The sequence below is a fragment of the Streptococcus infantis genome (assembly GCF_047463315.1).
Classification (GTDB): domain Bacteria; phylum Bacillota; class Bacilli; order Lactobacillales; family Streptococcaceae; genus Streptococcus; species Streptococcus infantis_AB.
The window spans coordinates 257,863-273,112 of the sequence record NZ_JASHEB010000001.1 but is presented as its reverse complement, the minus strand read 5'-3'; the positions used below and the strand labels follow the sequence as shown (position 1 = coordinate 273,112).

The following is a 15,250-nucleotide window of genomic DNA, read 5'->3' as shown; positions in this document are numbered from 1 at the left end:
AGATTAATCCAGAAAATCCTCTATTTTTAAAACCCAAAAACAGGTCCATAAAGTGTCAACGTATGTTTAACGTGATCGTAGTGGAACTTGTCATAGTTTCGCCAAGCAGTGCGAGCCTGGTCGTTTAGTTTTAGACTACCAAGTCCAATCAAAAGACTAGTCCGTTGGTAAAAAGATTCCAGTTCAATTAAGATGGCGTTGTCTAGTTTGTCAGTTTTTTTAAGTGCTCTGAGAATTTCGTCTATATTTTGTTGTAAGAGTAGGTCATCTGGCAATCCCTGTTTACAACTTTGTATTGTTTGGTTTAATTCTGAAACGAGTTGATAGGCTTCTGTTAAAAGAGCTTTGTCTTCCATATGAGCGTCCTCCTTTGCTCATCTATTGATGCCTATAGTATAGCACAAAAAATAAATTTATCATAATAAATATATCAAAAAAATACAGAAAGATGTTTTAAAAGTTTAGAGGCTTTACTTGACCTCCTTTCATGGTATAATCAAGTGAGTAAATCTTTATGGAGGAAGTATGAAATTAAATATTCAAGAAGTTCGTAAGCAGCCTGAGGGTTTGTATTTCGAGCAAACTCTAGACTTGTCAGCTGACTTACGTGAGCGTAACCAAGAAATTTTAAACGTAAAAGATATTGTCGCTATTGGAAAAGTTCAGTACGAAGACCGTATGTTTTTCTTAGACTATCAATTGTCTTATACAATCGTTTTAGCTTCTAGTCGTAGCATGGAACCAGTAGAATTGAAAGAGTCTTATCCAGTGACAGAAGTCTTTATGGAAGGTGCTACCAATCAACTGGACCAAGAAGTTCTTGATGATGACTTAGTTTTACCTATCGAAAATGGTGAAATAGACCTGGCTGAGAGTGTTTCAGATAATATTTTGCTCAATATTCCAATCAAGGTCTTAACGGCAGAGGAAGAAGCAGGTCAGGGATTTGTTTCTGGAAATGACTGGCAAATCATGACTGAGGAAGAATATCAAGCTCAACAAGCAGTCAAAAAAGAAGAAAGTAGTCCTTTTGCAGGTTTACAAGGACTGTTTGATGGAGATGAATAGATGGTTTTATCCAAGAAACGTGCCCGTCATGTCATTGAGGAAATTATAGCTCTTTTTCCAGATGCAAAACCTAGTCTAGATTTTCGCAATCATTTTGAACTTTTGGTTGCCGTTATGCTATCTGCTCAAACGACAGATGCTGCGGTAAATAAAGCAACTCCAGCTCTTTTTGAAGCATTCCCCACACCTCAAGCTATGGCAGACGCAAGTGAGAGTGAAATTGCAAAACATATTTCTCGTTTAGGTCTGTATCGAAATAAAGCAAAATTTCTTAAAAAATGTGCGCAACAGTTATTAGAAGATTTTGATGGTCAAGTTCCTCAGACTAGAGAAGAATTAGAAAGTCTAGCAGGAGTTGGGCGTAAAACAGCTAATGTAGTCATGAGTGTGGGCTTTGGAATTCCAGCTTTTGCGGTAGATACTCATGTGGAGCGCATTTGCAAACACCATGATATTGTTAAAAAATCAGCTACACCATTAGAAGTTGAAAAACGTGTCATGGATGTCTTGCCACCAGAAAAGTGGTTGGCGGCGCATCAGGCCATGATTTACTTTGGTCGTGCTATCTGTCATCCCAAAAATCCAGAATGCGAACACTATCCACAGTTATACGATTTTAGTTCTTTATAAGGTCGAGTATTGAATGTTTTTACTTGCTTTGGTCTAGGCTTTGTGATATAGTAAGGACAATAAAATATTCCTTTAAACCTGTCCCGTGAGGCAGGCAAGGAGCTCGATAAAGTAGAAGGGTAAGTCTATACTGTTTACAGTAAGGCTCGCTTAGTTATACATTCTCAAGTCTCCTTGAAAAAGGAGACTTTTCTTTTTGGAGGTTTGTCATGAAGACAAAAGAAGTTGTAGACGAATTAACCGTCAAGCGAGCAATTACGCGTATCACTTATGAAATCATCGAACGCAATAAAGATTTGAATAAAATCATTTTAGCGGGTATCAAAACACGTGGTGTCTTTATTGCTCACCGTATCCAAGAACGTTTGGAACAATTGGAAAATATCTCTGTTCCTGTTGTAGAATTAGATACTAAACCTTTCCGTGACGATGTTAAAAGTGGTGAGGATACTTCATTGATTTCTGTCGATGTGACAGACCGCGAAGTCATTTTGGTGGATGATGTGCTCTATACAGGCCGTACAATTCGAGCTGCTATCGATAACATTGTCGGACATGGTCGCCCAGCGCGCGTGAGTCTTGCGGTGTTAGTTGACCGTGGACACAGAGAATTGCCAATTCGTCCAGATTACGTTGGGAAAAATATTCCAACCAGTCGTTCTGAAGAAATCATCGTTGAGATGACAGAACTTGATGGCCAAGATAGAGTTTTGATTACTGAAGAAGCTTAATAGCTAAAGGAGTAGCCATGTCAGAAAATCAACAAGCACTCAACCATGTGGTGTCCATGGAAGATCTCACTGTGGATCAGGTTATGAAATTGATTAAACGAGGGATTGAGTTTAAGAATGGAGCTCAGTTGCCTTACGAAGACCATCCCATTGTTTCCAATCTTTTCTTTGAAAATTCGACAAGAACGCATAAATCGTTTGAAGTTGCGGAGATCAAACTAGGATTGGAACGACTTGACTTTGATGTAAAGACAAGTTCAGTCAACAAGGGTGAGACACTCTATGATACCATCCTAACCTTATCCGCACTGGGGGTAGATGTCTGCGTTATTCGTCACCCTGAGGTTGATTACTACAGAGAATTGATTGCGAGTCCGACAATCACGACTTCGATTATCAACGGTGGTGACGGTTCAGGGCAACATCCTAGTCAGAGTCTGCTTGATTTAATGACAATTTACGAAGAATTTGGACATTTTGAAGGACTCAAGGTTGCGATTGCTGGAGACTTGGACCATTCACGTGTTGCCAAATCCAATATGCAGATTTTGAAACGCTTGGGAGCTGAACTTTACTTTGCAGGACCTGAGGAATGGAGAAGTCAAGAATTTGCGGACTATGGACAGTTTGTTACCATTGATGAGATTGTTGACCAGGTGGATGTTTTGATGTTGCTTCGAGTTCAACATGAACGCCACGAAAGTGGAGCCGTCTTTTCAAAAGAAGGCTATCATGCTCAACATGGCTTGAACCAAGAACGCTACAATCGCTTAAAAGAAGAAGCAATCATTATGCATCCTGCTCCAGTAAATCGGGATGTAGAAATTGCTGACCACTTGGTTGAAGCTCCAAAATCATGTATTGTTCAACAAATGACCAATGGAGTCTTTGTTCGAATGGCAATCTTAGAATCCGTATTGGCAAGCAGAAAAGCCAAATAAGACACAAGACGTTAAAAGACGCCAGTGAGCGTCCACGAGAGGTGAAAATATGACAAAACGACTTCTAGTTTTAGAAGATGGCACAGTTTTTGAAGGTAAGGCCTTCGGTGCAGATATTGATGTAACAGGGGAAATAGTCTTTAACACTGGAATGACAGGTTATCAAGAATCCATTACAGACCAATCTTATAATGGACAAATCTTGACCTTCACATATCCACTAGTAGGGAATTATGGAGTTAACCGTGACGACTACGAGTCTATCAGTCCTACTTGTAAGGGAGTTGTGGTTTTTGAAGAGGCTCGCAGAGCCAGCAACTGGCGTAACCAAATGACGCTGGACGAATTCTTGAAGGCTAAGAAAATTCCTGGAATTTCAGGCATTGACACTCGAGCTCTTACAAAGATTATTCGTAAACATGGTACCATGAGAGCGACTCTAACACATGCTGGCGATAGTATGGATCACATTGCAGATCAACTTCAAGCAACTGTCTTACCGACTGATAATATCAGACAAGTTTCTACAAAGACTGCTTATCCAGCTCCAGGAGTTGGCTTGAGCGTTGTTTTAGTAGACTTCGGTCTTAAACACTCTATTTTACGAGAGCTATCTAAACGTGATTGTAACGTGACTGTAGTTCCATACACAACTACGGCTGAGGAAATCTTGCATTTAAACCCTGACGGAGTTATGTTGTCAAATGGTCCTGGAAATCCAGAAGATGTACCAGAAGCTCTTGAGATGATCCGTGGTATTCTCGGGAAAATTCCAATCTTTGGTATCTGTATGGGTCACCAGCTCTTTGCGATGGCAAATGGTGCTAAGACCTATAAAATGAAGTTTGGTCACCGTGGCTTCAACCACGCAGTACGTGAAATTGCAACTGGGCGCGTGGACTTCACAAGTCAAAATCATGGTTATGCAGTTAGCCGTGAGGATTTACCAGAGCACTTAATCATCACCCACGAAGAAATCAATGACAAGTCAGTTGAAGGCGTACGTCACAGATATCTACCAGGTTTCTCTGTGCAATTTCACCCAGACGCAGCTCCTGGGCCACATGATGCAAGTTATCTATTTGATGAGTTCATCGAGATGATGGAAGGTTTTAAACAAGCAAACTAAAGATGATTGAGAAATCGTCAGAGAATTTATTTAATGGCAATCAGAGAGTTGCCGAATAGAAAGGAGAAGATACATTGTTCGCGGAAGTGAACACGCCCTAAGAACTGTGTGAAAAAGATAAACATTGATTTGACGCTGAAGGCGTCTGCACCAAGTTTCCTATTTTCACTGTGTTCTTGACGGGCTTTGTATCATAAACTATGCCTAAACGTACTGATATTCAAAAAATTATGGTGATTGGTTCTGGTCCGATTATTATAGGTCAGGCTGCTGAGTTTGACTATGCTGGAACCCAGGCCTGCTTGTCTTTGAAAGAAGAGGGGTATGAGGTTGTCTTGGTTAACTCAAATCCTGCAACCATCATGACAGATAAAGAGATTGCAGACAAGGTTTACATCGAACCGATTACACTTGAGTTTGTGACTCGTATTCTCCGTAAGGAACGTCCAGATGCTTTGCTTCCAACTCTTGGAGGTCAAACAGGGCTTAATATGGCCATGGAATTGTCTAAAAATGGTATCTTAGATGAGCTCGGAGTAGAACTTCTCGGGACTAAACTGTCAGCCATCGACCAAGCGGAGGACCGAGATCTCTTTAAACAATTGATGGAAGAACTCAAGCAACCAATTCCAGAATCAGAAATTGTAAACACAGTTGAGGGAGCAGTTGCCTTTGCAACAACTATTGGCTACCCAGTGATCGTCCGTCCAGCCTTTACCCTAGGTGGTACTGGTGGTGGTATGTGTGCCAACGAGGAAGAATTGCGTGAAATCGCTGAAAATGGTTTGAAGTTGTCACCTGTTACCCAATGTTTGATTGAGCGTTCGATTGCTGGTTTTAAGGAAATCGAATACGAAGTCATGCGTGACTCGGCTGACAATGCCCTTGTTGTATGTAACATGGAAAACTTTGACCCAGTCGGGATTCATACAGGGGATTCCATCGTATTTGCCCCTGCGCAAACCATGTCCGACTATGAAAACCAAATGCTTCGTGATGCTAGCTTAAGCATTATCCGCGCTCTCAAGATTGAAGGCGGATGTAACGTTCAGCTTGCTCTTGATCCACACAGCTTTAAGTACTATGTCATCGAAGTAAATCCTCGTGTATCTCGTTCTTCAGCTCTTGCCTCTAAGGCAACAGGTTATCCAATTGCTAAATTGGCTGCTAAGATTGCTGTAGGGTTGACCTTGGATGAAGTTATTAACCCAGTTACAGGTTCAACCTATGCTATGTTTGAACCAGCACTTGACTATGTGGTGGCTAAGATTCCACGTTTCCCATTTGACAAGTTTGAAAAAGGGGAACGTCGTCTTGGTACCCAGATGAAGGCGACTGGAGAAGTCATGGCCATCGGTCGAAACATCGAGGAATCTCTCCTTAAAGCTTGTCGCTCTCTAGAAATTGGTGTCCATCACAATGAAATGCCTGAGCTTGCAAATGTTTCAGATGATGCCTTGATTGAAAAAGTTGTCAAGGCTCAAGATGACCGTCTCTTCTACGTATCAGAAGCTATTCGTCGTGGTTATACACCAGAAGAGATTGCTGACTTGACTAAGATTGATATTTTCTACCTTGATAAACTCTTACATATCTTTGAGATTGAGCAAGAATTGGGCGCACATCCTCAGGATGTCGATGTCTTGAAAACAGCAAAAATCAATGGTTTCTCAGATCGTAAAATCGCGGAACTTTGGGGAACTACAGCTGATCAAGTTCGCCAACTTCGTTTAGAAAACAAGATCGTCCCAGTTTACAAGATGGTAGATACTTGTGCCGCAGAATTTGAATCAGAAACTCCGTACTTCTACTCAACATATGGATGGGAAAATGAGTCTATCAAGTCTGATAAGGAATCTGTACTTGTCCTAGGTTCTGGTCCAATCCGTATCGGTCAAGGGGTAGAGTTTGACTATGCGACAGTTCACTCTGTTAAAGCAATCCAAGCTGCTGGCTACGAAGCCATCATTATGAACTCAAACCCAGAGACAGTTTCAACAGACTTCTCTGTATCTGATAAACTCTACTTTGAACCATTGACTTTTGAAGATGTGATGAATGTCATCGACTTAGAGCAACCAAAAGGTGTTATCGTTCAATTTGGTGGTCAAACAGCTATCAACCTTGCGGAGCCATTAGCAAAAGCTGGTGTGACTATCCTTGGTACTCAAGTTGCTGACTTGGACCGTGCGGAAGACCGTGATCTCTTCGAACAAGCCCTCAAAGACTTGGATATTCCACAACCTCCTGGACAAACAGCAACCAATGAAGAAGAAGCAGTACTTGCTGCACGTAAAATTGGTTTCCCAGTTCTCGTTCGCCCTTCATATGTTTTGGGTGGACGTGCTATGGAAATCGTTGAGAATGAAGATGATCTCCGTTCTTACATGCGTACTGCGGTTAAGGCAAGTCCAGACCACCCTGTTCTTGTTGACTCTTATATCGTCGGACAAGAGTGTGAAGTCGATGCCATTTCAGACGGACAAAATGTCCTCATTCCTGGTATCATGGAGCATATCGAACGCGCTGGTGTCCACTCAGGTGACTCCATGGCGGTTTATCCTCCTCAAACCTTGTCGCAAAAAGTGCAAGAAACGATTGCAGACTACACCAAACGTCTTGCAATTGGCCTCAACTGTCTTGGTATGATGAACATTCAGTTTGTTATAAAGGATGAGAAAGTATACGTCATTGAAGTAAACCCTCGTGCCAGTCGTACCGTTCCGTTCCTTTCAAAAGTAACCAATATCCCTATGGCACAGGTAGCGACTAAGCTAATTCTCGGTCAAAGTCTTGAAGAGCTTGGTTACCAAGATGGGCTTTACCCAGAAAGCACTCGCGTTCATATCAAGGCGCCAGTATTCTCCTTTACCAAGCTAGCTAAGGTAGACAGCCTTCTTGGCCCTGAAATGAAGTCAACAGGGGAAGTCATGGGTTCTGATACCACTCTTGAAAAAGCTCTCTACAAGGCCTTTGAAGCTTCTTATCTTCACTTACCAACCTTTGGTAATGTTGTCTTCACCATCGCGGATGATGCAAAAGAAGAAGCTTTGGATTTAGCTCGTCGTTTCCAAAATATTGGCTACGGAATCCTTGCTACTGAAGGAACTGCAGAGTTCTTTGCAAGTCATGGATTGCAGGCTCAACTCGTTGGAAAGATTGGTGATGATGAACACGATATTCCAAGCTACGTCCGCAAAGGAAAAATTCAAGCTATCATCAACACAGTTGGTACCAAACGGACAGCTGATGAAGATGGTGAACAAATCAGACGTTCAGCAATTGAACATGGAGTTCCTCTCTTTACAGCTCTAGACACAGCAGATGCCATGCTAAAAGTATTAGAAAGCAGAAGTTTTGTCACAGAAGCGATTTAATAAAAAGATTCTCATTTGAGAATCTTTTTTTATGAAAGCGTTGCTATCATTTTTTACAAATAATTAAATGCAAAACCTGGACCTAAGTAAATATATAAAAATAGTATAATTTAAAATTAATTGATTTTAAAAGATAGACATAATATTGGACGGTATACATTTACATATAAGTATATATAACAAATCAAAGGATGTTTAAAAGGCCTAAAATATAATAAAGTAAACGATTTCGGGAGTACATAATTATTTGAAGTTATGTTAGATTTATGGTATGATAGAAGTGCTGAAGTAGGAGAAAAATATTGTATTCTAGGTTCAAATACGATATAATTTCTCTACTGATAGTAAGAAAATATAAAAGGAGAACTTATCAAAATGATAAGAAAGGAACAACAACGTTTTTCTTTGAGGAAATATAAGGTAGGTGTTGCATCCGTATTTTTAGGAACAACCCTTAGCTTTATGTTAGCAAATGGAGGTGCAGTAAAAGCTTCTGAACTTCCTACACAACCAAATTCTGAAGAAAAAACAGAGTTGGTGAAAAAGGATGATAGCAAGGATTCCTCTAAAAAGGAACAGAATGTTGCAACAGCTGAGCTTGCTGAAGGAAACAAAGCAGAAGAAACTACACCAGCAGTAACTGAATCAAAACCAGCTACAGAAGAAACTGCCAAAGTGGAAGAGTCTGCTAAACCAGAAGAGTCTGCTAAACCAGAAGTTGCTGAAGGAGAAGCTAATAAAGCAGAAAATACTGAAGAATCAAAACCAGCAGCAACTGAATCAAAACCAGCTACAGATGAGTCAAATAAACCTAAAGTTCGTAGCCGTCGTGCGACCACGAATGAAGCTGTATCTGGAGACCATAATTCTAACCCAGTAGAGGTAAGCACATATTTAAAAGATGGGGAAAAAGTAACTCCAACAATCAAAGATGCAAATGGTGCAACTGTTAGCTCTCAAACAGTGCCATCTGGGTATTCTGCTAAAGAAGGAGATTTCTATACTTATGCGGTTTGGGATTTAACTGAATTTAATAATCGTTATGGTACAAAATACTATGCACGTGCTTATAAGAGATTTGATGAATCGACGGATACAACTGTTGAATTGATTGACAAAACGACTGGTAATGTAGTAGAAACAAAAACAGTTACAGCTACAAGTGGTGTTCAAAAGTTCACAACTACCACAACAGCGTCTAATAGTCAATTAACGTTCCAAGTAGATTATCAAGCTGGTACTGCTGAAAAAGGTAAAACAACTCAGCCATTTATTCAAAATGGTTATGAAGTTGGAAAGAGTATCACAGACTTAGTGGCAGCAGGTCATAACCTTACACCAGCTGAGCAAGCTCTTTATACTGCGGTTTATAACGCTCGTACTACAACAGATATTTTAAACGTTGTAGAACCAGCCTATAACGGTCGTACAATTACCGATTCAAATGCAAAAATCCCAGAAGCAATTAATAAAACAACTTACTATAAAGTAGTTGATAAAAACAACCCAACATTTAACGCAAATAAAACTGATAAAACTGTTCAAGATTATAAAGAAAATGGTAATGAAGTAGATTTAGCTAGATATACTCTTAAAGCCATGGAAGGACAGAAATTTACTGCGTCTGGCGAACGTCAATTTGATGGCTACAAGTTGTATCAAACAGCTGATGCAAACGATAAATCAGGCTATGTAAGTCGTCCTTACAAAGTTGGTACTAAATTCATGGACGCTGAGCGTGCAGGAATTAAGCGTATTAAGGAAATCGTAGGTGAAGACGGATCTGTAGTTGTTCGTGTTTATCTTCTTGATCCAAAACAACAAAGCAAACGTTCAGATGGTTCACTAAGTACTGACGGTTACATGTTGCTTGCAGAAACCAAACCGATTAAACCAGGAAAAGCAAATACCGAAGATTTGGTAGTTAAGAAGTCTCCACTTTATACTATTCCTTTCACAGATAGCAAAGGTGTAAACTATCCAAACGGTAAAGAAATTGAGTTTGGCTTCCAAACAGCTGCAAATTATACCCCTAAGAAAACGGTATTTGTACCATTCTTAGGGGACAATATTGGACACCTTTCTCCAAATGTACAGTTGGAAAGAGGAAATTTCGGTATTGGTACAAACGTTGACTTGCTTAACTCTTTGACACCGTATAAACAACCAATTTATTACTATGTCAAACAAAATCCGGTTGAAGTAACTCCGGAAGTTGAAAAACAATTGGAAGGACGTAACTTAGCAAATGGTGAGTTTACGTTCAAGCTAAAAGAAGTACAACCAAACAAGTCAATTGCTGCATATGAAGAAACTGTCACTAACAAAGCTGATGGTAAAGCTACATTTAGTAAATTAACATTTAAAAAGGCAGGTGTATATACTTACACAATCACTGAAACACCAGGATCAGATGCAAACGTAGACTACGATGCAATGACTGTTACCATGACAGTTACTGTAACTGAGAATGAGCAAGGTGATTTACAAGCGTCAGTTAAATATAGTGCTGAAGGTGGATTCAAATCAAGTGATGATGATAAAATCTTCAACAACTATGTTGTAGCACCAGTAGTTACTAAGTTTGATTTTACGAAGAAACTCGCAGGTCGTAAACTTAAGGCAGGTGAATTTAGCTTCGTCCTTAAGAATGCAGCAGGTGAAGAAGTTGAAACTGTTAAGAATAAAGAAGACGGAACTGTTACGTTCTCAGAATTATCATTCGATAATACAAAAGTTGGTACCCATACTTATACAGTAGAAGAGGTTATCCCGGCTACTAAAGAATTAGGAATGACTTATGACACCATGAAAGCAACGCTTACTGTGGAAGTTTCAAAAAATGGACATACCCTAACAACAGTAACAAATGTCAGCTCAGCAGATGGTGTGAATGAAAATGGAGAATCAACAGATGGAACGGAAGATAAAGAGTTTAACAATAAAATAACTCCTCCAGAGACACCTGTATTCCAACCAGAGAAATTTGTACTGAACAAAGAAAAGTATGACATCACTGGTACTAAATTAGTCGATGATGACAACGAATTGACTAATGAGTATACAGAAACCAATGCTAATCCGTACGCTGATAAAACTAATAATAACGAAGCAGAAAATATCAATACTAAGACAGTTGAACGTGGCGATAAATTAGTTTACCAAGTATGGTTGGATACTAAAAACTTCTCAGATAAGAACAATATCCAATCTGTTGGAATCTCTGATACTTATGATGCTGAAAAAGTAACAGTTAATGCTGCTGATATTAAAGCATATGACAGTGTAACTGGCCAAGATGTAACTGCTAAGTTTGATATTAAAGTTGAAAATGGCGTTATTACAGCAACTTCTAAGGCTTCTATGAACAAGTCTTTAGGTGATGTGGATAATACTCAAGTTATAGACACAACTAAATTTGAATTTGGTCGCTACTATAAATTCGATATCCCAGCCACTGTTAAAGACACAGTTAAGGCAGGGGCTGATATTGAAAATAAGGCCAACCAAATCGTTCATGTCTACAACCCAGTAAGCAAATCAGTAGAAACACCTGAAAAACCAACTCAGAAACGTGTCAACTCTGTACCAGTTACAGTTGATCTCAAGTTCACTAAGAAGTTGGAAGGCCGTACTCTAGCAGCTGGTGAATTTAGCTTTGTTCTTAAGAAAGACAATGTTGCAGTTGAAACTGTTAAGAATGATAAAGATGGTAAGATTACCTTTAAGAAACTTAAGTTTGGTAAAGATGATCTTGGCAAGACCTACACTTATACTGTTTCAGAAGTTGCAGGTACTGATACAACAGTAACTTACGACGACATGGTTGCAACAGTTACAGTGAAGGTAGCCCATGATGGTACTGCTAAGGCAATTGTAGCAACTGTTACTGACGCTCCAGATAAAGAGTTCAATAATACTGTAACTCCACCGGAAGAACCTAAGTTCCAACCAGAGAAATACGTTGTTTCTAAAGAGAAATACGATATCACAGGCGACAAGCTTCTTGATGATGACAAAGAGTTAGCAGATAAGTACGCGGATACCAATGTGAACCCATATGCGGACAATACCGTCAATAATGATGTGGAAAACTTGAATACTAAGACAGTTGAACGTGGCGATAAATTGGTTTACCAAGTATGGTTGGATACTACTAAGTTTGACGCAGCTAACAAGGACAACATCCAATCAGTAGGAATCTCAGATGACTACGATGAAACTAAGTTAGAACTTGATTCTACTAAGATCAAAGCTTATGACTCAGTAACAGGCGCAGAAGTAACTGATAAATTCGATATAACTGTGAACAACGGTGTGATTACTGCGACACTTAAAGCTGGCTTCACGAAGTCACTTGGCGATGCAGAAAAAACTCAAGTGATCGATACAACTAAGTTCGCCTTCGGACGTTACTACAAGTTCGACATCCCAACAACAGTGAAAGCTGATGTTCCTGGCGGAGTAGATATCGAAAATACTGCGGCTCAAGTAGTCAACTACTACAACCCAACAACTAAGAAAGTTAAAAAACCTGAAAAACCAACTGAAAAACGTGTAAACAACGTACCAATTCAAATTGAACTTGACTTCAAGAAAGCTCTTGCAGGCCGTCAATTGAAAGCCAACGAGTTTACTTTCCAATTGTTAGACGATGATGAATTCAATGTTCTTGAAACAGCAACCAATGATAAGGATGGTAAGGTTAAATTCACTAGCCTTAAGTACACAAACAATGATATCGGTGTTTACCGTTACAAAGTAGTAGAAGTTGCTGGTACAGACTCAACCGTTACATATGACAATATGAAAGCTGTTGTAACAGTCACTGTTTCTCATGATGGTACGGCTAAAGCTTTAGTTGCTAAGGTCGGAGATATTGCCGATAAAGAGTTTAACAACACTGTGACTCCTCCAGAAGAACCTAAGTTCCAACCAGAGAAATACGTTGTAACTAAAGAGAAATACGACATCACAGGCGACAAGCTTCTTGATGATGATTCTGAGTTGACTGATAAATATGGTGAAACAAATACAAATCCATATGTAGATGGAACTTCAAACAACGAAGCAGAAAACTTGAATACTAAGACTGTTAAACGTGGCGCTAAATTGGTTTACCAAGTATGGCTTGACACAACTAAGTTCGACGCAGACAACAAGGATTACATCCAAACAGTAAGTATCTCTGATGACTTCGACGAAACTAAGGTTGATGTAGACGCTTCAGCTATCAAGGCTTACGATTCAGTAACTGGTGCGGATGTGACTGACAAGTTCGACATTAAGGTTGAAAATGGTGTTATGACCGCAACTCTTAAAGCCGGCTTCACTAAGTCACTTGGAGACGCAGACGATACACAAATCATCGACACAACTAAATTCGAGTTTGGTCGCTACTATAAATTCGATATCCCAGCCACTGTTAAAACAGACGTTAAAGGTGGAGTAGACATCGAAAATACAGCAGCGCAAATTGTAAACTACTACAACCCATCTACGAAGAAAGTTGAGAAACCAGAAAAACCAACTGAAAAACGTGTCAACTCAGTTCCAATTGAAGTCGAATTCAACTTCACTAAGAAACTCGAAGGCCGTGAGTTGAAAGCTGGTGAGTTCAGCTTCGTATTGAAAGACTCTAAAGGTACTGAAATCGAAACAGTTCAGAACGATAAAGATGGTAAGGTGAAATTCGCTAAACTTGAATTCACTAAAGCCCAAGTTGGAACTCATAAGTACACTGTAGAAGAAGTTAAAGGATCTGATGCGACAGTCACTTACGACTCTATGAAGGCTGAAATCACAGTAGAAGTTAAATACGATGGTACAGCTAAAGCACTTGTGAAGACACTAACTGACGCTCCAGATAAAGAGTTCAATAACACTGTGACTCCACCAGAAACTCCTGAGTTTAACCCAGAAAAATATATTCTTAACGAAGAGAAATTTGACATTACTGGAACTAAACTTCTGGATGATGATAAAGAGTTGACTGATAAAGTAGCTGATACCAACAAAGATCCATATGCGGACAAAGTTGATAATAATGAAGCGCAAAATATCAATACTCAAACACTCCATAAAGGTGATAAGGTAGTTTACCAAGTATGGTTGGATACAACTAAATTTACAGAAGCTCACAATATTCAATCTGTTGGAATTACAGATAAATATGACAGTGAAAACTTGGATGTTAATGTAGCTGATATTAAAGCTTACGATTCAGTAACTGGTGAAGATGTAACCGCTAAGTTTGATATCTCAATTGTGGATGGTGTCATTACTGCTACATCTAAGGCTGAATTGACTAAGTCACTTGGAGACGCAGACGATACACAAGTAATTGACACTACTAAGCTTGCCTTTGGTCGCTACTACAAGTTTGATATTCTTGCACAAATCAAGGATACTGCTAAGGAAGGTGTAGATATTGAAAATACAGCTTCTCAAATTGTTCACCAATACGATCCAACTAAGAAATCAGTTGAAAAACCAGAAAAATCAACTGAAAAACGTGTTGTTAATATTCCGGTTAAAGTCGAATTCAACTTCACTAAGAAATTGGAAGGTCGTGCGTTGAAAGCTGGTGAATTCAGCTTCGTATTGAAAGACAAAGATGGTAACGTGATTGAAACCGTAAGCAATGATGCTGAAGGTAAGATCAAGTTCTCAGCTCTTGAATTCAAACGTGGTCAAGAAGGTACTTATATTTATCATGTAGAAGAAGTGAAAGGTACAGAGGCTGGAGTTGATTACGATAAGATGGTAGCGACTGTTGGAGTTACTGTAACTAAGAATGGTAAAGTGTTGACTCTTACTTCACAAATGCCTGAAGATACTGAGTTTAACAACAAGGTAACACCGCCAACACCGCCAACACCACCAACACCACCAACACCGCCAACACCACCAACACCACCAACACCGCCAACACCACCAACACCACCAACACCACCAACACCGCCAACACCGCCAACACCGCCAACACCGCCAACACCGCCAACACCGCCAACACCGCCAACACCGCCAACACCGCCAACGCCGCCAACACCACCAACACCGCCAACACCGCCAACGCCGGTAACACCACCAACACCGGTAACACCACCAACGCCGGTAACACCACCAACTCCAGAAAAACCTAAAGGTCGTGAGTTGCCAAATACTGGTGAGCAATCTAAAGTTGGGATAGTGGCCCTAGGTGCAGCACTTGGTCTAGTAGGTCTTGGTTTAATTGCAAAACTAAAAAGACGTGAAGACTAAGATTGAGATAACATCAATATTTTGGTATTGAAATAGCAATTTTAGCTCAAAAATGAAGAGGCTTTGCTCGTAAGAGCAAGGCCTCTTTGTTATTTTCTTAAAAAAACCCGA

General features: G+C 39.8%; 8 protein-coding genes. 7 read left to right on the top strand and 1 reads right to left on the bottom strand.

Annotation, left to right across the window (positions count from 1 at the left end; all coding sequences use genetic code 11):
• Positions 1-26 precede the first annotated feature (26 nt).
• Positions 27-356: a helicase BlpT gene (locus QM857_RS01375; RefSeq protein WP_414274809.1), complete on the bottom strand. Its 330-nt coding sequence runs from the start codon at positions 354-356 to the stop codon at positions 27-29.
• Positions 357-525: 169 nt separating this feature from the next.
• Between QM857_RS01375 and QM857_RS01370 the strand changes: the two genes are divergently transcribed.
• From QM857_RS01370 to QM857_RS01340, 7 genes are all read left to right on the top strand, one after another.
• Positions 526-1,068, top strand: coding sequence for a YceD family protein (locus QM857_RS01370; protein ID WP_414274808.1), 543 nt, complete (start codon positions 526-528; stop codon positions 1,066-1,068).
• Complete coding sequence (gene nth, locus QM857_RS01365) at positions 1,069-1,698, top strand: endonuclease III (RefSeq protein ID WP_254724336.1); 630 nt, start codon at positions 1,069-1,071, stop codon at positions 1,696-1,698.
• A gap of 209 nt (positions 1,699-1,907) precedes the next feature.
• Positions 1,908-2,429: a bifunctional pyr operon transcriptional regulator/uracil phosphoribosyltransferase PyrR gene (gene pyrR / locus QM857_RS01360; protein WP_000850019.1), complete on the top strand. Its 522-nt coding sequence runs from the start codon at positions 1,908-1,910 to the stop codon at positions 2,427-2,429.
• 17 nt (positions 2,430-2,446) lie between these two features.
• A complete protein-coding gene (locus QM857_RS01355) occupies positions 2,447-3,370 on the top strand; it encodes an aspartate carbamoyltransferase catalytic subunit (RefSeq protein WP_414274807.1) in 924 nt (307 codons plus the stop codon).
• A gap of 49 nt (positions 3,371-3,419) precedes the next feature.
• Positions 3,420-4,499 (top strand): carbamoyl phosphate synthase small subunit, encoded by a 1,080-nt coding sequence (locus QM857_RS01350; RefSeq protein ID WP_414274806.1) that lies wholly within the window; start codon positions 3,420-3,422, stop codon positions 4,497-4,499.
• Positions 4,500-4,699: 200 nt separating this feature from the next.
• Positions 4,700-7,876, top strand: coding sequence for a carbamoyl-phosphate synthase large subunit (gene carB, locus QM857_RS01345; protein WP_414274805.1), 3,177 nt, complete (start codon positions 4,700-4,702; stop codon positions 7,874-7,876).
• 375 nt (positions 7,877-8,251) lie between these two features.
• Complete coding sequence (locus tag QM857_RS01340) at positions 8,252-15,139, top strand: Spy0128 family protein (protein ID WP_414274804.1); 6,888 nt, start codon at positions 8,252-8,254, stop codon at positions 15,137-15,139.
• Positions 15,140-15,250 lie beyond the last annotated feature (111 nt).

Excerpts from the sequence above, each read along its gene's own strand:
- QM857_RS01375 (WP_414274809.1), bottom strand. The coding sequence starts at position 356 with ATGGAAGACAAAGCTCTTTTAACAGAAGCCTATCAACTCGTTTCAGAA.
- QM857_RS01370 (WP_414274808.1), top strand. The coding sequence starts at position 526 with ATGAAATTAAATATTCAAGAAGTTCGTAAGCAGCCTGAGGGTTTGTAT.
- nth (WP_254724336.1), top strand. The coding sequence starts at position 1,069 with ATGGTTTTATCCAAGAAACGTGCCCGTCATGTCATTGAGGAAATTATA.
- pyrR (WP_000850019.1), top strand. The coding sequence starts at position 1,908 with ATGAAGACAAAAGAAGTTGTAGACGAATTAACCGTCAAGCGAGCAATT.
- QM857_RS01355 (WP_414274807.1), top strand. The coding sequence starts at position 2,447 with ATGTCAGAAAATCAACAAGCACTCAACCATGTGGTGTCCATGGAAGAT.
- QM857_RS01350 (WP_414274806.1), top strand. The coding sequence starts at position 3,420 with ATGACAAAACGACTTCTAGTTTTAGAAGATGGCACAGTTTTTGAAGGT.
- carB (WP_414274805.1), top strand. The coding sequence starts at position 4,700 with ATGCCTAAACGTACTGATATTCAAAAAATTATGGTGATTGGTTCTGGT.
- QM857_RS01340 (WP_414274804.1), top strand. The coding sequence starts at position 8,252 with ATGATAAGAAAGGAACAACAACGTTTTTCTTTGAGGAAATATAAGGTA.